The organism is Aquidulcibacter sp. (genome assembly GCF_049239865.1).
Lineage (GTDB): Bacteria > Pseudomonadota > Alphaproteobacteria > Caulobacterales > Aquidulcibacteraceae > Aquidulcibacter.
Genome location: NZ_JBMLTR010000218.1, coordinates 102,713 through 127,368 on the forward strand (window position 1 = coordinate 102,713; position 24,656 = coordinate 127,368).

The following is a 24,656-nucleotide window of genomic DNA, read 5'->3' on the forward strand; positions in this document are numbered from 1 at the left end:
GCCTTTCTGATTTAGCGCTAGACTGCGTTTTAGAGGTGGTAAGCGCGCTCACCATGCTCCGCAATGTCGAGACCTTCTTCTTGATCATCGACCGAGGCTTTCAAGCCAATCGTGTACTTGATGATAAAGAAGACGATGGCCGAAGCGACACCAGACCAAGCAACCGTGACCAACACACCCTTAGCCTGCGCGATGACTTGGGCTGCCATGTCGTAGGGATAAGCTGGGCAGACGGCGAGGATCTTGCCGGCTTCATCGAAGCACTTGGTGTAGTCGACAATGCCCGCGCCACCCAAAGCTGGTGAAACCACGATGCCGGTGCCAATGGCGCCGATGATGCCGCCAATGCCGTGGATGCCGAAAGCGTCCAAGCTGTCGTCATACTTCAACGCGGATTTGACGACCGAGCAGAAGAAGATACAGGCTGGCGAGACCACGAGACCGAGGATCAGCGCACCCATTGGGCCTGCGAAGCCAGCAGCGGGGGTCACGGCCACGAGGCCAGCGACGATGCCCGATGCCAAGCCCAGCATCGAAGGACGCTTACGGGTGACCCACTCATACAATACCCAGCTCAAGCCTGCTGCAGCGGTTGCGATGAAGGTATTGGCCATGGCCAAGACGGCATAATAGTTGGATTCGAGGTTCGAGCCTGCGTTGAAGCCAAACCAACCAACCCAAAGAAGGCCAGCCCCGATGAAAGTCATGACCAAGGAATGTGGTGGCATGGGCTCATTGCGGTAGCCAGAACGGGCACCCAGAATGATACAGCCAACCAATGCCGCGATCCCAGCGTTGATGTGAACCACCGTACCGCCGGCAAAGTCCAAGGCACCAAAGCTCCAGATCAAGCCAGTAGTGAATGAGTCACCTTGGGCCGAAGCAGCTGCCAAGCCGTCAGGGCCAGGCCACCACCAAACCATGTGCGCCATTGGGTAGTAGGACAACAAAGGCCAAAGAACCGCGAAGACTACGACGGCTGCAAACTTCATCCGTTCCGCCACGCCACCAAGTACCAGAGCCGCCGTAATGGCTGCGAAGGTCATTTGGAAGACGACGAACACGAGTTCTGGGATGTAAACACCCGTTGAGAAGGTGGCGACAAGAACGGGGTTTCCGTCTGCGTCCAAGCCAGCGCCATTCAAGAACAAGCGGTCAAAACCACCGACAAAGCTGTCGATTTCGCCGCCTGAGGTGAATGCTAAGCTGTAGCCCCACAGCATCCAGGCGACCATGCCGATTACCATCACTGTGGAAACCTGCATCAACATGGACAGCATGTTCTTGGCGCGCACCAACCCGCCATAAAACAGGGCAAGGCCAGGAACGATCATCAAAAGAACTAGAAGGGTCGACAGCATCATCCACGTGATATCTGCTTTATCAACCACTTTATCTGGTAAAGTTGCCACTAGCTTGGCGGCCGCTGGGGCTGCTTCGGCTGCCGGTGCCGCGGCCGCGGCCGCGGCTACAGCATTGGCGGCATCCTGCGCATGTGCAGGCGAAACCAGGCCAATCGCCATTATGAAAATCAGTGCTGCTAGGGCGGCTAGCCCTGCTCGTACCAGCGCTTCGAAGCTAAGCTCCGGTCGTGTGCGTGTTGCGATACGTGTCACGTTCGTCGTGCTCCCCACAAGGTTTGCGATCTTGAGCTCACAATTAGCCCAGTCTCCATCCAAGCCGCAGCGTTAGAAATTGGGCACTTCTGGGCAAGTGTCCGCCTGCCCCTTCCGCAATATCCAAGGGATTAGCCCAAATTTTAAGCAGTCAGCCCACCACCTGCCCGGAAAGAGGGCACACTTGCCTGTCCAATTTTTAGGCGAAACTCTGTGTAAGGATGCTTTAAAGCGCACTTTTAGCCATTTGGCTCGAAGCTGGGGAGGCCAATCTACGCGCGCGGGTGCGCTTTTGAAAACACCGCAATCATGTGAGCAGGGTCGATTTCCATATAGCGCTGCGTTGTCGACAAGGATGCATGGCCCAACAATTCCTGAATGGATCGAAGGTCGCCACCTGATTGCAACAAATGGGTCGCAAAAGCATGCCGCAATGCGTGAGGGGTCGCGGAATCTGCCAGACCCAATTGTCCGCGCAGTTTGGCCATGCTGGCTTGAACCAGTCTCGCGCGGAGCGGTCCGCCGCGCGCGCCGAGGAATAACGGCCCATCGGCTAAGATTGGATACGGGCATAGTTTGGCATACGCAGCGATTGCCTCCCGCGCGACCGGCAAGGTCGGAACCAGACGTGTCTTTTGACCCTTCCCGAGAATGCGCAAGGTGGATGGCAATGGAAACTCAGCGCCGGTTAGGCCTAAAGCCTCTGAAATGCGCAGACCGCAGCCATAAAGTAGCGTCAGGACAGCCGTATCACGGGCACCAATCCAAGGCTCTTCAGCCTCTTCAGCCAGATCAATCAACTCAAACGCTACTTCGCTACTAACAGGGCGCGGGAGGGCCGGCTTGATCTTTGGACCCCGCACAAAGCTTAAGCTGGTGTTGGAGAGGCCTCTTCGTCGGTCCAAAAAGGAAAAGAAGGATCGGATCCCGGCAAGCGCGCGAGCGACAGATCGATCGCCAAAGGGGGTATTGGCCTGACGTCGCCGTGCTAAATACGCGCGCAAGTCTGAGGCGGTTAGGTCGGGCAGGCTCGCTAGGGTCAAGTCTTCGCCGCGATGCTGAACCAAGAACCCCAAGAAAGTGTCCACGTCGCGTTGATAGGCTTCAAGCGTATGGCCTGCTAGTCGGCGCTCGTGCTTTAGCCAGTGCATCCAATCCAGACGTGCTTGGGCTAAACCGTCGCCCGCTTCGTTTGGCGGGTCCGATTGACGGACCGGGTCGTTCACAGCAAGCCGTCAGCCGCAAAGCGTGTCAGGACACGCTCTAAAACGCGCGCAAAGAAGGTCACCAATTCACCGCCGTGGTCCGCCCTGAAGGCGTCGACGTCGCGGCTGGCGATAGCCAAAATACCCAAGCGGCGGGTAGGACCAAATTCTAAACGGGCCAAGGCTTCTGAGTGGACGAGCTCGCAGCGATCTCCGTAGAGCCACGCACGTGGACGCTCTATGGGGCCCAACATCGTCGGCTGGTGGGTTGGCACGAGGCGTTCAATGGCCGAACCTGCCTTATCAAGGGCTTGGCTGGCGGCATTAGATTCAGAAACAGCTAAAACGCAGACATCGGCCGCTAGCGCAAATGCCACATGGCCGGACAGGCGCTCGTTCAAATCTTCAGGGTCCTGGCTGTCCAAAACTGCAAGAATGGCCTCTTGTACGCGAATTTGGGCTTCGTAATTAGCGCGAGCCGTTTCCACGATTGATGCAAAGCGCGACCGAGCCGCACGGGTCTCTCGTAGCATCCGCTCGCGCGCAAGGTCCGCAATCGCAATAACATTCCCGGTGCTCGGCTCTGCCGCGATGCGGTTCAGAAGCTCTGTGTCTTCACGCACAAAGTTTGGATTTTGCATCAGGAAATCGCGGATCAGATCCAAATCGAGTTCTGGTTCAGCAATCAGTGCGGCGTCTTGGTAGGCCATATGCGGGCAGGATCCGGGACAAGGTTACGTGTCCGGACAGTTTGCCGTGAACAAGGTGAACACGTGGTTACGGAAATCGTGCGATTGCACTTTTTTCTGCACATCGTGCAGTAACTTTGTTTCAGCGACCTGAATTCTCTTAGGAAAGGTCTATAGACCCTTGGATTCCAGCCATTCGCAAATGTCTGCAGTTACTGCGGCAGTCTTTGGCTCATCAATGATCCAATGTGCAGCTCCGTCATATTCACGGTAATCCCCGCCGACGCGGGCATATTTCTGCGCGACTTTGCGGACCGCTTGAATAACCGTCGCGCGATCCTGCACGGCCCCAATGGTAAGAATTGGGCACTCAATGGAACGTTCATTGATGACAGCAACCCGGTGTGGGTCGGTCGCCGGCTTGCCGAGATGCTGATAGACGAGGCCAGAGTCATAGAGGGCCGAGGCATAAATCTCATCGTGACGCTCTGGCGCAACCTGATTGAGAACGCCCCAGCGAAAGCCAGTCTTCCAGACTTTGTAAGAAAGTTTGGGATCACCTTTAAGAACGACATTGGCAAAGGTGAATAGGACACGCAAATCTTGGACTTGGCAGTCGACCGGTTGTGCTGGTGTCACCAGAATCGCGGCCTTGCCAACGCCTTGCTCTGCCAGCTTCTGGACAATCAAGCCGCCCATTGAATGGCCCATTAAAACAGGTTCTTCACCTGTAGAGCGTTCGATGGCCAAGGCCTCTGTTTTAGCTGCTTCAACATAGTCGTGTAGGCCAAGGGTTGAGAGTTGGCCGGTTGGATTTTCTTTGACGCGGAATTGTGGATAAAGCGTGGGCGTGTAGGGCGTCCAGCCTTTGGCTTGCATCAGTGGGGCCATGACGGACCAAGCGTCGCCGCCACATCCAACCCCATGAATCATTAGAATTGGCTTTTCCACCTGCACTCTCCGTCTTTTGCAATCAGACGGTCATGCCACAAGAAGCTAGGCCGCAGCAAGGTGGCCGAAGTCTTGCACAATCCGTGTGTAAACCTCGCGCTTAAATGGCACCACCAGTTCTGGAAGGGCTTCCAACCGTTCCCAACGCCAAGCATCAAACTCAACTTGCTTATGGGCATTTAGCTTCACATCGCGATCCGAGCCCAAGAAGCGCAGGGCATACCAGATTTGGGCTTGGCCCTTGTTGCGACGAAACTTTCCGCGCTGCATTTCGGGCGGGAAGTCATAGGTCAGCCAGTCGGTCGTGTGGCCGATGATAGAAACCAAGCTTGCGCCAATGCCGGTCTCTTCGCCGAGTTCGCGAAGAGCGGCCGTTTCGACATCTTCATCGCGATCAATGCCACCTTGTGGTGCCTGCCAAGCATGCTGGCCATTAAAGCCCCGACGCTTGCCGACCCAGACTAATCCTCGCATGTCGAACAATAAGATGCCTACATTCGGTCGATAGCCTTCCGGCGGAGCGGGGATGGTATCTTGGCTCATGATGTAACCGCAGATGCTGGGGCTAGAACTAGCCCCCGTCGGCCTGCATCTTTCGCCCACCGCGCAATTTGGTCAATGGTCACACTATAGGCTACCCCAAAGCCGAGGGCTGCACCGCGCTGGGTCGCCATCGCCTCAAGGGCACCCAATTGCGCAGCAATATCGTCACCCGATGGCCTTTGATCGATCAAGCGATCCGCTTGGGCATTGCGTAGCCCGGCAGAACTGGCTGCGGCATCGAGTTGTGAGGCCGAGCCATCGGCGATGAAGGCCACGCCGCGAGACCGCAATTGCCGCATGATCGCGCCGCTGGATTCGTTGGAGGTGGCGAATTTACCGCCCAGATAATTGGTCACTCCGAAATAGCCGCTGGCCCGCGACAGTAAGAACTCAAGTCGACGTTGGTTCTCGTCAGCAGACGCCGTCGTCAAAAGGGTGTGAGGGCCAGGATCATTTTCAGGGTAGTCAAATGGCTCCATCGGAATCTCGATTAGAACCTCGTGTCCATTGGCACGTGCCTTGTTAATCCACCCTTGGAGATTTTCCGCATAGGGCACAAAGGACAACGTCACTTCAGCAGGCAATTCATCAATGGCGCGTTGGGTAATGCGCGCGTTTAGGCCAAGCCCGCCAACAACTAGCGCAACTTTTGGTCGCCCCGTTTCCGAGAAGGGCTTGCGGTAAACGTCGTAAACCGTTCGGTTGCCCGCCCCGATGATTGGCAACAAACCGCCCGGGCCTTGTTGGTGCACGCCGGCGGCGGGGGCTTGGGTCAAGGCGGCCGCACCTTGCCCGCGATAGACCTGCACACCGCCTTCACTCGTGGCAGTCCCAAACGTCGGGGCCATGATCCGCGCTGTACCAGAGACAGGCGGCATTTGGCCCGAGGAAGCTGCAGTGGCAGCACCCGTCACGACAGGGTCACCTTTTGCTTTTGCAATGGCCGCCAAGCGCTCTGCCTCTGCTTCACTTATGGCTTGATCTGCAGCACTGGGCGAATTAGGCGGCGGGGTTCCCGGCAGCCAGGGCGTCATCGCCCCATCTGGCAGTCGCCAAGGCAACCAGCCCATCGCCATGCCTTGCGTCGCGAGGTCGACTTTTGGTTCCATGCTCGTCGTGACGGGCTTTGCAGAGGCGGGATTATAGCGTGGCACTTCCAGAATAGCGCTGGGCCCTGCGTCTTGTTCATTCCCAAAGGCTTGAATCGCGCCCGCGCTTAAGCCCAGCGACAAAAACAGCGTCGCAAGGCTCAAGCCCGCGTGCTTGAGACCGACCGCCAAAGGCTTTGCATTTAAGGTCTGTGTGGCTGCCATGATGCAGAAAGGTCCATTTCGACCTGATTCACTGACCTGCATCGGTTAACGATTCAGAAACATCAGCGCGAGGCGGCTGACAAACACATCCGATTTCGCAGTTTATGTTTGGTTCGACCAGCGCGCGAAAATGGCCGTCGGTAGTAAGCGGTTTGACCCCTGCTCCGGGATTGCCATTTCACCGGCTTCACGTTGGCCCAATCTATTGCCGAGTGCTGCGGCCAGACCGTTGTCGAGCGCCAAGAAACTTAAGCGCACCGCATAGACGGTTGCCACCAAGAACAACGCATCCTCTTCCAAAAGCTCGACACAAGCGGTCAAAAGACGGTCCAATCCTTCTTCGAGTTTCCAGATTTCTCCGGTCGGCCCGCGCCCATGCTTGGGCGGATCTAGAATGATCCCGTGATATTTATTACCGCGCCGAATCTCGCGCTCTACAAACTTTAACGCGTCATCGACAATCCATCGGATAGGCCGATCGTCCAATCCGGCGAGGGCTTGGTTCTCGCGGGCATAGCCGACTGCCTTCTTGGAGGCATCCACATGGGTGACGCTTGCGCCCGCCTTCGCACAGACAAGGCTGGCCACGCCCGTATAGCCAAATAAGTTCAGCACTTTAGGTGGCGAAGCCTTTGGTGCTTGTTTGACGCGAGCCTCAATCAGATCGCGGCACCAGCGCCAATGTACCGATTGCTCTGGGAAAAGACCTAGATGGCGAAAGGGTGTGCACCGAGCGTGAAACTTAATCCCGCCCCACGAAATTGGCCACGTCTCTGGGACCCGCCGCACAAATCGCCATCGCCCCATTTCCTCGCTCTCTTGGCCAGAGAAAGCGGCATCATAGGCCCAGTCTTTCTCACTCAAGCGCCGCGGCCAAAGCGCTTGGCTGTCTGGCCGGATAAACGTGTAAGGGCCAAAACGCTCCAGCTTTTGGCCGTCGCCGGAATCCATCAGCGCATAGTCAGACCAATCATCCGCCACTAACACGGGGGCCATGCGCATTGGCGCAGTCTTCAGAGACGGAGGCGACTTCTGAGCCATCTAATCACGGGCCCCTTTAAAGCCTTTTTGACGCCAAATTTCATAAGTCGTAACAGCCGTCGCAATCGCGAGGTTGAGGCTGTCGGCGCGGCCTGCCATCGGCAGGCGTACCAGAACATCGCATGCCTCTGCCCAAGAGTCTGGAATGCCTGATTGTTCATTGCCCATCAAAAGGACAGTTTTTGAGCCAAAATCGGTGTCGGTGTGTCGGGTCGACCCTTTTAGCGAGGTGCCTGCCATCTTAAAGCCTTGCGTGCGGCGCCACGTCTCAAACCCGGCAAAGTCAGATTTTGCGACAGGCGATGAGAAAATAGAGCCCATACTCGCGCGCACCGCTTCCATAGAAAACGGGTCGCAACTTTCTTCCAATAAGACAACGCCGCCGCCGCCAACCGAATCGAGTGTTCGGAGGATGGTGCCCAGATTACCGGGATCGCGGATGCGCTCCAACGCAATGATAAATGGTGCCTCGGCCAAAGCGTCCAAGGGGGTATAGCGTTGACGGAATAGACCAAGAACCGATTGGGCATTATCGCGCTTCGCGACGGCCTCAAGCACACGGTCTGACACACGCGCTACACGGGCACCGGTCTTCAAAGCTTGCTGCGCGAGGGACTGCACAGCGGGGCGAGCCTCAGCGGCTGCGGAAAACAAAAGTGCTTCGAGTTCCCAACCTAGGTCGAGACCCTCTCCGACGTGGCGTGCACCCTCGGCCAAGAATAAGCCAGACTCTGTCCGAGCCTTCTTGCGGTCAAGCGACTTGGCCAACTTGACCAAACTATTTTGCGGGCTTGTCACGTCTTGGATCATGTCTTCCTCATAGCGTGAGATTGCCCCAATGGGAGAGTGAAGTCCGCAAAATGCTGTGTTTTTTGCACGTCAGACGCGAGTGCTCTTGCTTTCCGACGTCGTTGAACTGAAGATGAGTTTACTAAAACTTGATCGCGAGGTCCTGCTAGTGCGCTTCTTTCACTACGCTTAAGACCTCCAAAACTGAAACGGCAAATAAAGCATGCTTAATCCTAGGAATTGCTGGCCAGTCTTTGTGCTTGGTGCCTTAGGTTTGGCAATTCTCATGTGGGTCCACTATCAACGCATGGTGGTTTTACAAGAAGAGACGCGTTCTTTGGCGCAGGAAAGCTTGGACAAAGCGGGATTTACTTTTGCTCGCGCAGATACATTAGAAGAGCGTTTGATGATTAGCGGCTTTTCGGTGGACGAGGCGACCGCAAAAGCAGCGTGCTCGACGGTCGTAGATGCTGTTAAGGATCGTGCCAGTCTGCCTGGCGTCTTTGCTAAAATTGATTGCCGCGGAATTAGCTATCCAGGCTCCGAGGTTGTCCGTTCACCATTGCCAACCAAGCCTGATGCGGCGGTTACCCCAGGAACTCCGGCAGTGACCCCGTCGCAGCAAGCAGAAGCCAACTGCCAAAGTCGTCTAACAGAAGCGGGCAAAACGGGCACTATTCGGTTCGAAAAGGGCAGCAGCCCACTTCTTGGTGGACAAGAAGTTCTTGATCGCGTCGCAGTCGTCGCCAAGGCGTGCAGCAGCTTCAAGATTGAGATTGGTGGCCACACCGATACAGGTGGCGCAGCTGACCTCAATCAGCGATTGTCCCAACGACGCGCGAATACAGTTCGCGATTTCTTGATCTCTAAAGGCGTGCCTGCCAGCCAGGTCACCGCTAAAGGCTATGGCGAAACCCAACCCTTGGTGAATGATTTCCCCAATGGCAACGGGGATATCCCAGGGCAACCTGACAGCCCCTTGAGAGAACAAAACCGCCGCATAGAATTTAAAATCACCGAGTCAAACTAAAGACCCAATCACCCTCCTTAGGGAAGGCAAGGACCAAAGCCATGTTTCTGTTAAGTCAAAGCATTCTGATCGTGCTGGTGTCCGCGGCAATCGGTGCTTTTCTGGCGCGCGTGTTAAACCTCTGCAATTGCAATACCGAAGAATTGCAGGAGGAACTGCGTCTTGTGCGGGAAGAGCGTGATGAACTGAAACGGCAAGTGACCGCTGGTGCTGGATCTGCACTCACCGATGCAATCGGGACGCGCAAAGCTGCCGCTTTGGAGGCTGAATTGGCCGAAGTGCGATCGCGGGCGGATGAACTGGCTGCGGCTAATGCCAAATTGCGTGAAGGCGAAAGTGTTGATGAAGATGTTGCCGCGCTAAAATGGCGCAATAAGTATCTTGAGGCCCGTGTCTTGTTCTTTGAGGGCCGCGATACTGGCGGCAGCGTCGAGACGCCGCCAATGCCTGAACAAATGACGGCGACGAAATTGGTTCAAGAAGTTGAGCCTGCGCCGGCGGCCTTTGTTGCTGCCGCAGTGGAACCTAAAAAGCGGGGTCGAAAGAAGGCCGAAGCGGTGGTTGCACCCGTTGTTGCGCCAGTGGTGGTTGAAGACCCCGTGGTCATAACCCAAGCACCTGCCAAAAAGCGGAAAGTGAAAGCGGTCGCTCCACCGCCGCCACCACCACCGCCGCCGCCGGAGCCCATTAGCAACCAAAACTTCACGCCGTCGCCTTTGGCCGCTTTGGCACCAGAAGCCTTGGAAGAAGCGATTGCCTTGGCAGGCGCTGGCAAAGCCCCGCCGCGTTCCCGCCGCCGGGCTAATCCAGACGAACTATTGTTGATTGATGGTGTGGGCCCGAAGAATAAGGCTTGGCTGAACGACCAAGGCATCTATTACTTCTATCAGATCGCCACGATGAATATCGACCAGGTCGCTTGGCTGTCTAAGAATTTGCCGACCTTTGGTGCCCGGGTTTATCGGGAAAATTGGGTCGCGCAATGCACCAATTTGGCCCGGGGTGAGCCAGCGCGTTAGCGCTGGCCCTTAGGCAAGTAGCTCACGAACATCGCTCAATCTGCCCGTCAGGGCAGCGGCTGCGGCCATGGCGGGTGAGACGAGATGGGTGCGCCCATCCCGTCCTTGGCGGCCTTCAAAATTGCGGTTGGATGTTGAGGCGCAGCGCTCAAATGGTACCAGCCGGTCTGGGTTCATGCCCAAGCACATCGAACAACCAGGCTCGCGCCACTCAAAGCCAGCGGCCACAAAGATTTCGTCCAAGCCTTCTTCCTCGGCCTGATGGCGAACAAGGCCTGATCCCGGCACGATCATGGCGCGAACACCCTCGGCCACCTTTTTCCCGCGCACAAGGTCAGCCACCACCCGCAAATCTTCGATCCGAGAATTGGTACAAGAGCCGATGAAGACGCGCTGAACGGCAAGATCGGTCATCTTTTGCCCGGCTTCAATACCCATATAGGCCAAGGATCGACGCGCGGTCTCGCGCTCTATTGGATCGCTGAAATGCTCTGGGTCCGGGGCTATTCCGTCAATCGCCACCACTTGCTCGGGGCTTGTACCCCAAGTCACTAGCGGAGCAATGCTCTCAGCGGGGATCTCAACCACCTGGTCAAATAACGCATCCTCATCTGTGAATAGGGTCTTCCAGAACGAGACGGCTTGGTCCCAGGCCCCTGCTTTCGGAGCAGAGGGGCGACCCTTCAAATAAGCAAAGGTAACGTCATCTGGGGCCACAAGTCCCGCTCTGGCACCTGCTTCGATCGCCATATTGCACAAGGTCATACGCCCCTCTGCAGACAGCGCGCGTATGGCAGAACCGCGGTATTCGATGACATGACCGGTGCCGCCCGCGGTGCCGATCTTAGCGCAAATGGCCAGAGCGATGTCCTTAGCGCCAACGCCTGGTGCCAAAGTTCCCTCAATCACCACCGCCATGTTTTTCATTTTGCGGGCACGCAAGGTCTGGGTCGCCAGCACATGTTCAACTTCACTGGTGCCAATGCCATGGGCGAGCGCGCCGAAGGCACCATGGGTCGAGGTGTGGCTGTCACCGCAAACGATGGTCATGCCGGGCTGGGTGCGGCCTTGTTCAGGCCCGACAACATGGACAATCCCATTGCGGATTTCGCCCATAGGAAAGAACTCAATCCCATGCTCGGCCACATTGCGGCCCAGTGTCTGCAATTGTAAGCGGGCCTCGGGGTCAGCAACGGCATCCACGCCTGCGGCTTGGTTCTCTGTCGGCGTGTTATGGTCGGCCACGGCCAAGGTCAGATCCGGACGGCGGACTTTGCGTCCAGCCGCCTTCAGGCCCGCGAAAGCCTGCGGGGTTGTGACCTCATGGATCAGATGTAAATCGATATAAAGAAGGGATACGCCATCCTCGGCGGTGCCAACGACGTGGTTGTCCCAAATCTTGTCATAAAGTGTCTTTCCCATACTTTGCCGCTTAGCGCACTTTCCCATTTCCCCCAAGTCGCTTAAGCCAGTGCGATGACACGTCTTTCAGTTGCCACTTGGAACATCAATTCGGTTCGCCTGCGCGCAGGGCTGGTAAAGCGCTTTGTTGAAGAGCATCGTCCCGATGTCTTGTGCTTGCAGGAAATCAAGTGCCGCAATGGCGAATTTCCAGCCTCGGCCTTTACCGAGATGGGATTGCCGCACCTGCATATCCGAGGCCAAAAGGGGTGGCATGGGGTAGCGATTGCCTCACGTCTGCCGCTTGAAGAAGTGGAAGAGCCTGCTTTCTGTCGCCACGAGGAAGCCCGCGTTGCCGCTGTGAAAGTTGCGGGCGTCACGATCCATAATCTGTATGTGCCCGCGGGCGGAGACGAGCCGGACACGCAGATCAATCCAAAATTTGGTCACAAGCTCTCGTTTCTTGAGCGCATGGAAGCCCATTATGCTGGCCGGAACCGTACGGATCCGCTGGTGGTGGTGGGTGACTTGAATGTTGCGCCCGGTGAACATGATGTCTGGGGGCATAAGCAATTGCTGAACGTTGTCAGCCACACCCCGGTCGAGACCGATGCCATGGGCCGCATTTTGGCGCGCGGCGGGCTGGTAGATTTAGCCCGCGTTGCCCGCCCGGCTCCTGAGAAGGTCTTTTCTTGGTGGAGTTATCGTTCCCCAGATTGGACGAAAAATGATCGCGGCCGAAGGCTGGACCATATTTGGGCCAATGCTGACTTTGCGCCCCGTTTCATCAAGGAAAGTTTTGCCATTCACAAAGACGCGCGTGCATGGGAAAAGCCCAGTGACCACGTTCCCGTCGTGGCAGCATTTGAGGTTTAGTCGAAATGGCAAAGCAAAAGGGTCCGGGCATCTTCGTGCCGCTGATAATTATCGGTGCCACCATTTTTGGTTTGGGTGCTTATCAAGCCCTGCGGCCTAAGCCTGTTGAGATTAATCCAACTTTTGAAGCCGTTGATAATCCCCGCACCATGCAAGCACCACCGCCGCCTGCGGCGAGCAAAGACGCTGCGCAGCTAGCGGCTGAAGAGAGCGCTACAGAAGGCAAAGCAGACGCAGCACCAGATGCCGCAAAGACGCTGAGGCTCAATGACGCCCCTTGGCTGAAAGCCATCATGGGCGGCGTGTTGGGCGAGTTTCGCGGCACTGTCGTTAAAGCGCTTCAAAAGGAGCAAGCCAATGGCAACCTCAATTGTAGCCCGGTTTTGACGAAGGCTTCAGAAGCTACCCTGAGTGCCTTGGAGGAAGTGAGCTGTACCGACAAGGAAGGTGCTGTGTTCACAGGGCAGTTCGATTCGGACGGCGAAGGTACACTAGAGATCAAGTCGCAAGATAAAGAGAAGGTCACGATCGAGAAGTCTGGCGGTTCATTTAGCGTCACCGTCAACGAGCCCTAACCCGCGATCGCCACATTTCTAAACAGGACAAATCCCATGAAGAAGTTCACAAAACTGGCCGCCCATGCAGCGCCCTTGCCCGTCGCCAATATTGATACCGATCAGATCATTCCTAAGCAATTTTTGTCGACGGTGGAGCGCACGGGCCTGTCGCGAGGTCTCTTCTTTGATATGCGGTTCTTGTCCGATGGATCACCAAATCCGGATTTCGTTTTGAATAAGCCAGCCTATGAGGGTGCAAAAATCCTGATTGCCGGGCCTAACTTTGGCTGCGGTTCGTCGCGTGAGCATGCACCTTGGGCCCTGTTGGATTATGGCATCGAATGCGTGATCTCCGCCTCCTTTGCAGACATCTTCTTCAATAATTGCTTCAAGAATGGCGTGCTGCCGCTTATCTTGGATGCGAGCCAAGTTGATGCCTTGATGAGCCAAGCCAACGGGCAGAATGCGCGCTTTGAAATTGACCTTGCCGCCCAAACTCTTACCGGCCCCGATGGGAATATTTACCATTTTGAGATCGATCCGGGTCGGAAAAAGTCCTTGCTGGTGGGTTTAGATGAAATCGGGCAAAGTCTTATGCAGCAGGATCAAATCTCGGAGCACGAACACAAAAGAAAGTTAATGACGCCTTGGTTGGGCTGAAGTACCTAAAAAAATTAGATTAAATGCTTTTCAATTTGATTCATATCTGCTTAACTTCTGTTACCAATTCGTTAATGGTATCAGCAAGAGGCAGATTTCGTGCTCGATCAATTCTTGGATCCAGGCTTTTTGAGCGCTTTAGCAGCGACAATTGGACCATTGGCGGTGTTCGTTGCTCCGACTGAAGAAATCGAAGCGATGATTTTCGATTCCTACGCGAATGAAGAAGCCCTGACATCGGAAGAAATCGGTGTCACTGCGGCCCAACCCATCTTGCCAGCGGGCTACCGCGAAGCCGCTTAGGCGATCCCTCTGCATTCGTCCGTGACAGTCACGCATTTCGTGGTTATGGGCGATGCATGACAAATAAACTCCTTCTATTGCCCGGTGATGGTATTGGCCCTGAAGTAATGACTGAGGTTGAGCGCGTGCTCGACCGATTAATGTCTCGGCACGGCCTACAGCTTGATGTTGAAACTGCCTCGTTTGGTGGGGCGAGCCTGGATGTGCAGGGTGTCCCAATAACCGATGCGGTGGTGGCAACGGCCAAATCCGCCCAAGCGGTGTTGATGGGGGCGGTTGGTGGGCCAAAATGGGCAAACGTTGCCCGCGAGCTTCGCCCAGAAATGGGCCTATTGCGCCTTCGCAAAGAGATGGACGTCTATGCCAATCTTCGTCCTGCTCTCTGTTTCGCCGCATTGGCCGATGCCTCAGGTCTAAAGCGACACCTTGTTGAGGGGCTCGATATTGTCTTTGTTCGTGAACTGACCGGCGGGGTCTATTTCGGCACGCCGCGCGGGATCGAGACCTTGGCCGACGGCAGCAAGCGTGGCTTTGACAATCAAATCTATACCAGCGCCGAAATCCGCCGCGTCGCCCGGGTTGCCTTTGAACTTGCGCGCAAGCGTTCCAACAAGGTGACAAGCCTTGAGAAGTCGAACGTCATGGAATCCGGACTTTTATGGCGTCAGGAAGTCACGGCTTTGCATGCCAGCGATTATGGTGATGTCCAGCTAGAGCATATGTATGCCGACAATGCGGCCATGCAATTGGTGCGCGCGCCACAGCAATTCGACGTTCTATTGACCGACAATCTCTTTGGCGATGTCTTGTCTGACCTTGCCGCTGCTTGCACAGGCTCCATTGGGCTTTTGCCGTCCGCAGCTCTCGGGGATGCTGGTAAGCCCGGGCTTTACGAGCCGATCCATGGCTCGGCACCCGACATCGCTGGCAAGGGCCTCGCCAATCCGGTTGCCGCAATCCTTTCGTTGGAAATGGCCTTGCGCTGGTCCTTGGGGGAGGTGCCGCTTGCAGACAGACTCTTCATGGCGGTTGAAGCGGCTTTGAATAAAGGGGCACGCACAGCAGATTTAGGCGGTAGCCTCTCGACCGCCGATATGGGCACCGCGATCCTCGCCGGGCTTTAAGACAAGTGCAAGCCGGCCCCCTTTAATCCGTCGCGGAACCTCGATCGCTTGAGTGCCTTCCTGCCAAGGGAGGCACTCAAAGGCGTGACCTAAACAGAGTATTTAGCCCGAATATCGGATCATTTTGCGCCCAAGTTGGCGATAAGTGTTGCTCATTGGCCACTAAAGCAAGACAACGATATAAATTTTCACAGAACACACCTTCCCAGAATTTGATATACTCTTTACACAAATGTCATCATCCGTGATCCAGTCGTAAGTGTGTGCGGCGGGGACCACATTCCATAGAGGAAGACCATATGACACAGCGCTTACTTTTGACTGGTTCTGCAGCCCTGATGGCCCTCGCAATTGCGATGCCCGGTACTTCCTTCGCTCAAGCCGCAACGGACACGGAAGCAGATCGTTCCAAAGTTGAAACCATCATCGTGACGGCTCGTAAGACTCAAGAGAGTTTGATTTCAACGCCAGTTGCCGTAACCGCGGTTGGCGCATCGGACGTGTCGCGCTTGAACATTCAGGCGATTGACGATTTGGCGCGCTTCACCCCCGGCCTGTCTTTCTCCAAGGCCTTTGGTCGCGCAACCGACCGCCCAGTGGTTCGCGGTGCAGCGTCCATTCTGGCAGGTACCCAGCCCGGCGTGGAAGCCGGTACCGCTTACTTCGTCGATGGTGTCTATTATCAGGGCGATATCTCCTCGATCGATTTGGCCGACGTGGCCCGCGTGGAAGTGATCAAAGGGCCGCAATCGGCACTTTATGGTCGCAACACCTATTCGGGTGCGATCAACTTCATCACCAACAGCCCAGGCACCTCTTTGAAGGCTGGCGCAACGCTGTCGATTGGCACGCATAATGAGCAGACTGCGAACTTGCGTTTGGCGGGTCCGATCACGTCTTGGTTGTCGGGTGGCTTAGCTGCGCGCTATTATACCTATGACGGGGAGTGGGGAAATTCGGCTGCACGAGACGACAATCCACTCGGTTCCGAGCAAACCAAGTCCGTAAGCGGCGTTTTGGAAGCCCGTCCTGTCCAAGGCCTCACCCTGCGCGCTCGCGTTGTCCATGCTGAGGACGAGGATGGTCCACGTGCGTTTGGCTTCCAAGCGTCTAGCAAGAACAATTGCTATCCCGGCTATCGTTCGAACGCCTATCGTGGGGCTGCGGCCACCACCGATAATAATCCAAACCAATGGTTCTGCGGCGTTATCAAGGATACCGGCGTTTATTTCCAGAACACAGGTGGTGGCGGCACGCGCCCAGCTGCGCCTTTCTTAGGCGTTGAGCGCGACCTGACTTTTGGATCGCTGATCGCCGATGTCGATCTGCCGAACGACTACACGGTCAATGTCAGCTATGGCTTCCGTGATGAAACGCTGAAGACCGGCTCTGACTCGGACTTCTTAAATGGGGCATCTTTCCCGCAGACGCTCGGTGCTAATGGGATCATGGCTTCCAACTCTTTGTTCGGCAGCTCTGGTTCGACGGAGTCCAAGGACATGTCCTTGGAAGTGAAGCTGTCTTCGCCGCAAGATAAGCGCGTCCGCTGGATGTTGGGCCTGTATGGCTACAGCCTAGACCAAACGGGATTCTCGATTGACTTCGCCGCCGATGCGGGTGCGACAGCTACCCCCGTCAATGGCGTCATCATGACACAAAAGAACTTGACCAACTCCACCTCCAACGGGGCGATCTTCGGTCGTTTGGGCTTCGACATCACCGACACGCTGTCGATCGACTTGGAAGCCCGCCAGCAAGCTGAAAAGCGGTCTACGCAAAACTTCTGCGCCGCTGTTCGTTCGAATCCAACAATTGCGCCCACCTGCACAGGCTTTGTTGGCGGTTCCAACGTGGCCGGCGTGGCAGTCGGTGGCTTGACCTATGATGACTCGCGTAACTTCGACTCCTTCACGCCACGTGCGACGCTGACTTGGAAGCCGAATGAGAACCAAACCATCTATGCCATCTATGCTGAAGGCACCAAGCCAGGCGGCTTGAACGGTACTTTGGGTATCGCCAACGGCTTCCCACAATTCGACCCAGAAACTTCGACCAATTACGAAGTCGGCTATAAGGCCCGCTTGTTTGATGGTCGTGGCACCTTGGCCTTGTCGGCTTACGACACAAAGGCAGACAAGATGCAGTTGACGACGGCTGTTTCGGGCTCGAGTGGTGTTTTGACCTCGATCGTTACCAACCAAGGTAACGCCGAAATCAAGGGCTTTGAAGCGGACTTCCGCTTCCGTGTGACCGATAATTTAGGCTTCAGCCTGAATTACTCGCATATCAGCACAGAATTCACAGAAGGCTGTGACGAGTTCCAATACACGCTGACTTCGGGCGGCTATCAGATTGGCACAACCTGCACCAGCACACGTCGTGTCGCCGGGTCGCCAAATCCACCAGCCTTGCCAAACGGCTCGGTCGTGCCACTGCCAGGCGCGAATGGATCTATCGTCGGGGCTAAGATCCCCTTGGTGCCGGCTGACCAAGCCAGCTTCAACATCGACTATTCCCGTCAATTGGGCGCGAATCTGGAATTGTTTGCGTCAGCCGACCTTTCTTATGAAGGCACCAAATATATCCAAGTCCATGGCGGTGCAGAAACCGGTGAAACCACTTTGGTGGGTGGCCGCGTCGGCGTGAGCGGTGAGCGTTGGAAATTGTCGCTCTGGGGCAAGAATTTGACCGATGAGGACTCGATCCCCATCGCAACGCGTTGGTTCGACGTGTTCCAAGGCTCCGCTGCTGCGGCGGGTCTGACTGGTGCTGCGGCATCGGGCATCGACACTGGCAGCCCACGCGCCTTCTTCTTCATGCCACGCCGCGGTCGCAGCGTTGGTTTGGAACTGAAGGTCAACTACTGATCTTTGGCATGACCTAGCAGCAATTAAGCCCGGCGCTTTCCGCGTCGGGCTTTTTTATGATCATATTTCCAATTGTCCGAGATTTTATACCCAAAAGGTGGCCCCCATGATCGCGAAGCTATTCCCCTCTATGACCAGCTTGGCTTGGTGTGGTCTGGCTTTATGCGCTGGCTCGGCCGCAATGGCGCAAGAGCGTACCCCGACCGCGCAAGACGTTCTGGCGAAGGATTTGCGCGTTCTGCTCGAGTATTTCCCCGGTCGCTACGACAATGATCTGCAGGTCTATTTTGACGGTGAACTCAAAACGCCGGAGATCGAACGCAACGGGCGCATTCACTCAATTTTTGCTCCAGTTACCTTACCGGCGTTCGGGCCGAACATGTTTTATGTCGAGCAATATGCCGATAATGATCCCAACAAAATCTATCGCCAGCGCCTATATCGCTTCTCCGTCGATGCTGCAGAAAAAGCAATTAAGCTTGAGATTTTTGCGCCTTCAGTCGACCAGGCACTGGCGATCAAGGGGGCATATCAGGACCCTGCAAAGCTTGCACAGCTAACCCCGACGAATATGACGCTCTACCCGGGCTGTGAGGTTTATTGGCGTCGGCAAGAGCAACAATTCGTCGGGACGATGAAGGCCGGTGCCTGTCGGGTGAAGTCGCAGCGCAGCGGCAAGACGTTGGTGATCACAGATAATCTTGTCTTGAGTAACCGCAGCCTCACCATCCTTGACCAAGCGGTCGATGAGACTGGGGCCTATGTCTATGGCAACAAAGCCAATGTTCCGCACAAACTCAACAAAGCGCGTCCATTTACGTGCTGGACCTCAGTCCTGCGGGGTGCAAAGCACGGCGACACCGGGGTAGGCCCGGAAAGTTGGACATTTGACCGCGGCTGGATCCATGATCAAGGCGGCGAACTTGCCATAAAGACCGATGAGTCGCCCGCGCGGGAGTTTTATCTGCGCCTACGCCTAGCAGAATGGCCATATGGCACCAATCGGCCGTCCCTAACGCTTTACGTGCACGAAAAGGGAAACCCACGCGCCATCTCCTATTCTTGGGCAGATGAGGGGGCCAATCGGGTTGGCATCAATCTCCGCTGGCTTCAGGCAAGTTGCACATTGGCGGGGCCCGAGCGGCAGTTCTATTAATAGATTTACTGACTGGTTCGAAGCTTTAAATCTGATAAAATAAGTAAACTGCTCACTTGTTTGTGAGTGACATCACGCATCCGTCATCCGACCGCATATATTAAGCAATAAGAAACACTATAAACATTATGTCTGATCATAGATGATCTATGATTGGAGCTAATCATGTCTATGAAGACTATCGCCATGGCTGCCTGCGCTGGCATTACACTTACAACCATTGTGTGTTCTGCTTTTGCGCTCTCTCAATCCTGGGAGAAACGGCAAGCCGGTCTGGCGCTTGTGTCGTCAGTGTTGGTAAGTGACAAATTGTATGACGCAACCACGAAGTTGTCGCTTGAGCGTTCGCTGACGCAGGTCGGCTTGAACCTGCCTAGCGCTCTACCAGCTGAGCTTGCTGGCCTGCTGACTCAACAGCGCGCAATCGTCGATAAAGGGTTCAGCGAGTTGAAAACTCTGGTGGCTGAAACCCCTCACCTTGATCGGCCCGATCTATTCGCCAAGTCGCTATCGGGTTATCTCGAAACCATCAAGAACCAACGGACAAGCGCGGATCCGGCCTTGGCTGTGGATGCTGCTGCCCGGGATGCAAACTTGGTGCGTTCCGTGCCATCCAGTATCAAGTCTACAGTTGAAGCAATCCGCTCGTTGGATTCTGAACTGATGCCAGCAAATGCGGTTGCCCCTAGCGCCGTGATCAACCTTCAAACAATTCAACGTTTGGCTTGGGAGTTGCGCGAATTTGGTGGACGAGAACGCACTATTCTAGCCATTGCCACCGCGACTCAAGCACCCATTTCGGCCGAGCAAATGGGCCAAGCCAGCGTGTACGCTGCTCGGGCGCAGGCGGCCATGACCGAGATTAAGATGCGCACCAGCCATCCGCATACGCCTCAAGCGGTCAAGACTGCAGTCTCCAAGATAGAAGCGACCTACTTTGGTTCCTACGCTCAAACCCGATCTAAGCTGTTCGCAAGCGCAGCAAACGGGGGCTATGGCGTCGATCTGAACAGCTTCTTTGGCGAATCCTCGGCCGCACTCGCAACAGCCGAAGAGCTGGTGTCGCTTGCCGGGCGCGACCTCGACACTGAGGCCAGCAAAATCTCCGATGCAGCCAACAGCATGCTGATGTTCACGTTGTTCCAAGCGGTGGTGTCGCTCTTCATGGTCGGCTTCTTGACTTGGTTCATTAGCCAACGCGTAGCGGCCCGAGTGGTGGCGATTTCGGGCGAGATGCGCGCCTTGGCCGAAGGCAAACTCGATGGCGATATCGACCGCTTTGCGTCCAATGACGAAATTGGCGGGATGGTCGCTGCGTTGAAAGTCTTCCAAACCAATGCTCGCGAAGTCAAAGCTTTGTCGGACAGCCAAGCCGAACAGCGCGAGCAGGCCGAAGCAGACAAACGGGCCATGATGAACGGCCTCGCCGACAGTTTAGAGCGCTCGGTTGGTCAAGTGGTTGAGATTGTCGCAGCCTCTGCGTCCGAACTGACCGCGACTTCAGAAGCGCTGGCTCGCACAGCGCGAGATACCAGCGCGCACTCTGACTCAGTGGCTCATAGTGCGGCCACATCTTCGGCCAATGTACAGACGGTGGCGTCAGCGTCTGAGGAATTGAGTGCCTCGATCCGCGAGATTGCTCAGCAAGTAACCTCAGCGGCTTCAATTGCCCGCCAGGCAGAGCAAAGGGCCACGCTCACCAATGACACAGTCCATGCCTTGTCCCGTGCTGCCGAGAAAATTGGCCAAGTTGTCTCGTTGATCTCGGACATTGCCTCGCAGACCAATCTGCTGGCGCTGAATGCGACAATTGAAGCCGCTCGTGCCGGCCCGGCTGGTAAAGGGTTTGCCGTGGTAGCTTCCGAGGTCAAAAGCCTTGCAGAGCAGACTTCGAAGGCTACCGATGAAATCTCTGTTCAGATCAACGAGGTTCAGGCCGCAACGAATGAAGCTGTCGCGGCTATTTCCGGCATCAGCAGCACGATTGGCGAGATTAATCAAATCTCGGCTTCTATCAGTGCTGCGGTGGAGGAGCAGATGGTTGTGGTTAATGAAATTACCCGCAACACAATCGACGTTGCCAATGGTACGTCTGAAGTCTCGCAGTCGATTGGCCTCGTCCAAGCGGGCTCTGCCGAGACAGGTGCCGCGTCTGAGCAATCCTTAGCCGCCGCACGAGAGCTTGGCATTCAAGCAACCAAGTTGCGCGACGAAGTCGACAACTTCCTGATCCGCGTGCGCGCCGCTTAACGTAACTTGAGGGCGGGCATGTCTTGGTTCCAGCATGCCCGCCCTATCACGTAATCCGAGCTTGACCGCCGCGCATTTCCCATCACACTGCGGCCTAAGAAAAAAGACTTAGGTGGTGAGGATGCAGCTAGAGGCTTTGAGCGGAGTTGGTGCCGTCGTGCACGGGGTGGATTTGCGCGGATTGACAAATGGGCAAGAAGCCCTTTTGCAGCAGGCATTTGCGGATCATGGGGTGCTGTTCTTCCGCGATCAAAGCTTGACGCCCGACGACCATATTGCCTTCGCTCGCCGCTTTGGACCCATCAATATCAACCGGTTCTTTAAGGCTACGCCGACCCATCCAGAAATTGCCGAAGTCCGCAAGGAGAAGGATCAAACCACCAATATTGGTGGGGCGTGGCACACTGATCATTCTTATGATCAAGAGCCAGCTTTGGGGTCTGTTCTGGTCGCGCGCGACCTCCCGCAGACAGGTGGAGACACCTTATTCGCATCGATGTATGCGGCCTATGATGGCCTGTCAGACGGCTTGAAAGACACATTGTCGCGGCTGCGGGCAGTGCACTCCAGTCGTCACGTGTTTGGGGCGCAAGGCGCTTATCGCGGTGACGGAGAACAGCGGATCGGCAACGCCGAAGCGGCAACCCAAGATGCTATCCACCCCGTGGTGATTACCCACCCTTTAAGTGGCCGTAAGGCGCTTTATGTGAACCCAGCCTTCACGTTGCATTTTGAAGGCTGGACACAGGAAGAGAGTTGGCCGCTGTTAAGCTATCTCTACCAACATGCGACGAATGACGCCTACACAACCCGCTTTGTGTGGCAGCCGGGCTCAGTCGCCTTTTGGGACAATCGAGCCACCTGGCATTACGCCCTCAACGACTATCACGGCGACTTTCGTCTCATGCACCGCATAACCATTGAGGGCTGTCCGCTGGTTTAGGCTTTGCCGACGCACCAAAGTGCGAAGGCGTGGCTGTCGGCCACTTCTTTCAGACGATCAAATCGACCAGATGCGCCGCCATGGCCCGCCGTCATGTTCACATTGAGCATGAATGGCCCTGCCTCGGGGCTCAATTCCCGCAGTTTCGCTACCCATTTGGTTGGCTCCCAATAGGTGACTTGGCTGTCAGACAGCGCAGTCTGGGCGAACAGGGGTGGATAGGCCTTGGTACCAACTTGGTCGTAGGGGCTATAGGCCATCATATAGTCGAATGCCGCTTTCGACTTGATCGGGTCGCCCCATTCGGTCCACTCTGGTGGCGTGAGGGGCAATTCCGCGTCGGAAATCGTGTTGATCACGTCGACAAAGGCCACACCGCCAATAACCCCGGCGAACAGCTCAGGCCGCTGGTTCATCACGGCACCAACCAAGAGGCCACCTGCTGAGCGACCTTCAATGACGATCTGCTTAGGTGCTGCAAACTTCTGCTCAACCAAGGCTTCCGCCGCACGGGCAAAATCCGAGAAGGTATTCTGCTTCTTCATCAACTTGCCATCGAGATACCATTGATAGCCACGATCTTGGCCGCCACGGATGTGCGCGATGCAATAGACCATGCCGCGATCGACCAAGGGCAGACGCGCAGTCGAGAAGCTGGCCGGCATTGAAATGCCATAAGACCCATAGCCATAGAGCAGGGCAGGTGCCGTGCCGTCGATCGGGGTTTTCTTATGGTAGAGGATTGTCAGCGGCACACGTGCACCGTCGCTCGCAACCGCCACTGTGCGCCGCACGACATAATTATTTTTGTCATGGCCCGACGGAATTTCTTGGGTCTTGCGCAAGGTGCGAGCCTTGGAATTCAGATCGTAATCCCACGTCTCGGTTGGGGTTGATGGTGAGTTATAAGTAAAGCGTAGATTTGTCGTCTTCCACTCAAACCCACGCAAAACCGACAAATCATAGGCTTCTTCTGGGAAGTCGATCTGATGCTCTTTGCCGCTCGCCATGTTGCGTACCGTCAAGCGGGGCAGGGCATCGACCGATTCTTCGCGGACCATATGGCCGGCATAAAGGTTGACGCTCTCAATGAAGCGACCTGCTTCATGGGCGACGAAATCCGTCCAGTTCGCCGCATTGGTCTTGGCGACTGGTGTTTTCGAAATCTTGAAGTCAATCGCGCCGCCAGAATTATTGCGGATGTAGAAATGCCCACCATGGTGATTTGGTAGATATTCAACGCCCTTGCGATAAGGTGTAAACCGCTTTGGCTTGGCGGTTGGTGTCGCCAATGGCAGGATTAGAACGTCAGAGCTCTCGCTCTGCGACCGATAAATAAGCAGGTAATCGCCTGAGGAAGTTTTACCAATACCGGTCTGAAAAGAGGCGTCCTTCTCCTCAAAGATCATCACGTCGGTCTTTGGGTCTTCCCCCACGACGTGGCGCATGATTTTAGCGACACGGAAATTGTCGTCTAACAAGCAATAGAAACAGGTTCGGCCATCTTTTGCCCAAACGAGGCCCGCAGATGCGCCCTCGATCTTATAGGGCAGATCAGAGCCATTGGCGGTGGCGCGGAACCGTAAGGTGACCTTGTTGCCGCCTTCATAGTCAACGAAATAGGCCAAGAGGTCTTGGTCAGGGTTTTGTTCCCAATCCTGCAAGCGCCAGAATTTTTCGCCCTTGGATTCCTTGTCGCCATCGATCAAAATTTGCTCGGCGCCCGTTACTTCGCCCGTGGCGGGATCCACAGCCTTGCGGTAGACGATCGGATACTGGCCGCCCGTACGGAAACGAGTGGCGTAAGCCCAAGCACCGTCACGGGCCGGCACGCTCGAATCATCCTGCTTGATTTTGCCCTTTAGCTCTTCAAACAAATCTGCGCGCAACTTCGCGGTTGGGTCCAAAAGCACGTTCTTCGTATAGGCGTTCTCGGCTTCAATATGGGTGCGGATTTCGTCGCTCAGCTTTGACGGTTCATCAATGACGGCTTGCCAATTGGCGTCGCGCAGCCAGTGATAATTGTCCGTGCGCGTCTGGCCATGTTGTGTGATCTCATGGGCAATTTTCTTGGCGATTGGTCCCAAGGGGGCACCGCGGCGAGGCGCAGACGATTGGGCGAAGGCGGGCAAAGCGGTTGAAGCGGTCATAGCAGCACCTGCAAGCAGAACAGATCGGCGGTCAAATAATTGTTGCATGTTGGTCTCCCAAACACTTAGAGGCTTAACTTTACGTCGGATCGGCATGGGCGATCCCTACATGACCGTCAAGTTGCAATTCGTTCATCTTGATGCGGATAATGACATTCCTGCGGTTTGGGATA

General features: G+C 55.7%; 21 protein-coding genes. 11 read left to right on the forward strand and 10 right to left on the reverse strand.

Going from position 1 to position 24,656, the window contains the following annotated elements; all coding sequences use genetic code 11:
* Positions 1 to 29: 29 nt before the first annotated feature.
* The 8 genes from ACOVRA_RS15180 to ACOVRA_RS15215 form a co-directional block, all read right to left on the reverse strand.
* Complete coding sequence (locus ACOVRA_RS15180) at positions 30 to 1,616, reverse strand: ammonium transporter (RefSeq protein WP_421721028.1); 1,587 nt, start codon at positions 1,614 to 1,616, stop codon at positions 30 to 32.
* Between the two features lie 272 nt (positions 1,617 to 1,888).
* Positions 1,889 to 2,842: a tyrosine recombinase XerC gene (locus ACOVRA_RS15185; protein ID WP_421721029.1), complete on the reverse strand. Its 954-nt coding sequence runs from the start codon at positions 2,840 to 2,842 to the stop codon at positions 1,889 to 1,891.
* The gene (locus tag ACOVRA_RS15190) at positions 2,839 to 3,531 is read right to left on the reverse strand and encodes a DUF484 family protein (protein WP_421721030.1); all 693 of its coding nucleotides are present in this window, start codon (positions 3,529 to 3,531) and stop codon (positions 2,839 to 2,841) included. The genes ACOVRA_RS15185 and ACOVRA_RS15190 overlap by 4 nt, the downstream gene beginning before the upstream one ends.
* 150 nt (positions 3,532 to 3,681) lie before the next feature.
* A complete protein-coding gene (locus tag ACOVRA_RS15195) occupies positions 3,682 to 4,461 on the reverse strand; it encodes an alpha/beta hydrolase (RefSeq protein WP_290801941.1) in 780 nt (259 codons plus the stop codon).
* A 45-nt stretch (positions 4,462 to 4,506) separates the two neighbouring features.
* A complete protein-coding gene (locus tag ACOVRA_RS15200; RefSeq protein WP_421721031.1) occupies positions 4,507 to 5,004 on the reverse strand; it encodes an RNA pyrophosphohydrolase in 498 nt (165 codons plus the stop codon).
* Positions 5,001 to 6,317 carry a divergent polysaccharide deacetylase family protein gene (locus ACOVRA_RS15205; RefSeq protein ID WP_421721032.1) on the reverse strand — a complete coding sequence of 439 codons (1,317 nt, stop codon included), beginning with the start codon at positions 6,315 to 6,317 and terminating at the stop codon, positions 5,001 to 5,003. Before ACOVRA_RS15205 ends, ACOVRA_RS15200 begins: the two co-directional genes overlap by 4 nt.
* Before the next feature lie 102 nt (positions 6,318 to 6,419).
* The gene (locus ACOVRA_RS15210) at positions 6,420 to 7,358 is read right to left on the reverse strand and encodes a class I SAM-dependent methyltransferase (RefSeq protein WP_421721033.1); all 939 of its coding nucleotides are present in this window, start codon (positions 7,356 to 7,358) and stop codon (positions 6,420 to 6,422) included.
* A complete protein-coding gene (locus tag ACOVRA_RS15215) occupies positions 7,359 to 8,168 on the reverse strand; it encodes a TrmH family RNA methyltransferase (protein WP_290801932.1) in 810 nt (269 codons plus the stop codon).
* Between the two features lie 265 nt (positions 8,169 to 8,433).
* Between ACOVRA_RS15215 and ACOVRA_RS15220 the strand changes: the two genes are divergently transcribed.
* The gene (locus tag ACOVRA_RS15220; RefSeq protein WP_421721034.1) at positions 8,434 to 9,177 is read left to right on the forward strand and encodes an OmpA family protein; all 744 of its coding nucleotides are present in this window, start codon (positions 8,434 to 8,436) and stop codon (positions 9,175 to 9,177) included.
* Between the two features lie 41 nt (positions 9,178 to 9,218).
* A complete protein-coding gene (locus ACOVRA_RS15225) occupies positions 9,219 to 10,196 on the forward strand; it encodes a hypothetical protein (RefSeq protein WP_421721035.1) in 978 nt (325 codons plus the stop codon).
* 9 nt (positions 10,197 to 10,205) lie between these two features.
* On the opposite strand, the gene leuC is transcribed toward ACOVRA_RS15225, so the two are convergent.
* The gene (leuC, locus tag ACOVRA_RS15230; RefSeq protein ID WP_421721036.1) at positions 10,206 to 11,618 is read right to left on the reverse strand and encodes a 3-isopropylmalate dehydratase large subunit; all 1,413 of its coding nucleotides are present in this window, start codon (positions 11,616 to 11,618) and stop codon (positions 10,206 to 10,208) included.
* A gap of 54 nt (positions 11,619 to 11,672) precedes the next feature.
* Here leuC and xth point away from each other — a divergent pair, with 54 nt between their 5' ends.
* The 9 genes from xth (at position 11,673) to ACOVRA_RS15275 (ending at position 22,333) form a co-directional block, all read left to right on the forward strand.
* On the forward strand, positions 11,673 to 12,473 hold the full coding sequence (gene xth / locus ACOVRA_RS15235) for an exodeoxyribonuclease III (RefSeq protein WP_421721037.1): 801 nt from the start codon (positions 11,673 to 11,675) through the stop codon (positions 12,471 to 12,473).
* 5 nt (positions 12,474 to 12,478) lie between these two features.
* Positions 12,479 to 13,048, forward strand: a complete 570-nt coding sequence (locus tag ACOVRA_RS15240; RefSeq protein WP_421721038.1) for a hypothetical protein — start codon at positions 12,479 to 12,481, stop codon at positions 13,046 to 13,048.
* Between the two features lie 36 nt (positions 13,049 to 13,084).
* Complete coding sequence (leuD, locus tag ACOVRA_RS15245; RefSeq protein WP_421721039.1) at positions 13,085 to 13,690, forward strand: 3-isopropylmalate dehydratase small subunit; 606 nt, start codon at positions 13,085 to 13,087, stop codon at positions 13,688 to 13,690.
* A gap of 99 nt (positions 13,691 to 13,789) precedes the next feature.
* Positions 13,790 to 13,993: a hypothetical protein gene (locus tag ACOVRA_RS15250; protein WP_421721040.1), complete on the forward strand. Its 204-nt coding sequence runs from the start codon at positions 13,790 to 13,792 to the stop codon at positions 13,991 to 13,993.
* Positions 13,994 to 14,049: 56 nt separating this feature from the next.
* A complete protein-coding gene (gene leuB, locus ACOVRA_RS15255) occupies positions 14,050 to 15,117 on the forward strand; it encodes a 3-isopropylmalate dehydrogenase (RefSeq protein ID WP_421721041.1) in 1,068 nt (355 codons plus the stop codon).
* Between the two features lie 299 nt (positions 15,118 to 15,416).
* Positions 15,417 to 17,984 carry a TonB-dependent receptor gene (locus ACOVRA_RS15260; protein ID WP_421721042.1) on the forward strand — a complete coding sequence of 856 codons (2,568 nt, stop codon included), beginning with the start codon at positions 15,417 to 15,419 and terminating at the stop codon, positions 17,982 to 17,984.
* 106 nt (positions 17,985 to 18,090) lie between these two features.
* On the forward strand, positions 18,091 to 19,140 hold the full coding sequence (locus ACOVRA_RS15265; RefSeq protein ID WP_421721043.1) for a chromophore lyase CpcT/CpeT: 1,050 nt from the start codon (positions 18,091 to 18,093) through the stop codon (positions 19,138 to 19,140).
* Positions 19,141 to 19,305: 165 nt separating this feature from the next.
* The gene (locus tag ACOVRA_RS15270; protein ID WP_421721044.1) at positions 19,306 to 21,390 is read left to right on the forward strand and encodes a methyl-accepting chemotaxis protein; all 2,085 of its coding nucleotides are present in this window, start codon (positions 19,306 to 19,308) and stop codon (positions 21,388 to 21,390) included.
* A 121-nt stretch (positions 21,391 to 21,511) separates the two neighbouring features.
* Positions 21,512 to 22,333, forward strand: coding sequence for a TauD/TfdA dioxygenase family protein (locus ACOVRA_RS15275; protein WP_421721045.1), 822 nt, complete (start codon positions 21,512 to 21,514; stop codon positions 22,331 to 22,333).
* Here ACOVRA_RS15275 and ACOVRA_RS15280 read toward each other — a convergent pair.
* Positions 22,330 to 24,531, reverse strand: coding sequence for a S9 family peptidase (locus ACOVRA_RS15280; RefSeq protein ID WP_421721046.1), 2,202 nt, complete (start codon positions 24,529 to 24,531; stop codon positions 22,330 to 22,332). The genes ACOVRA_RS15275 and ACOVRA_RS15280 overlap by 4 nt on opposite strands.
* Between the last annotated feature and the right edge of the window lie 125 nt (positions 24,532 to 24,656).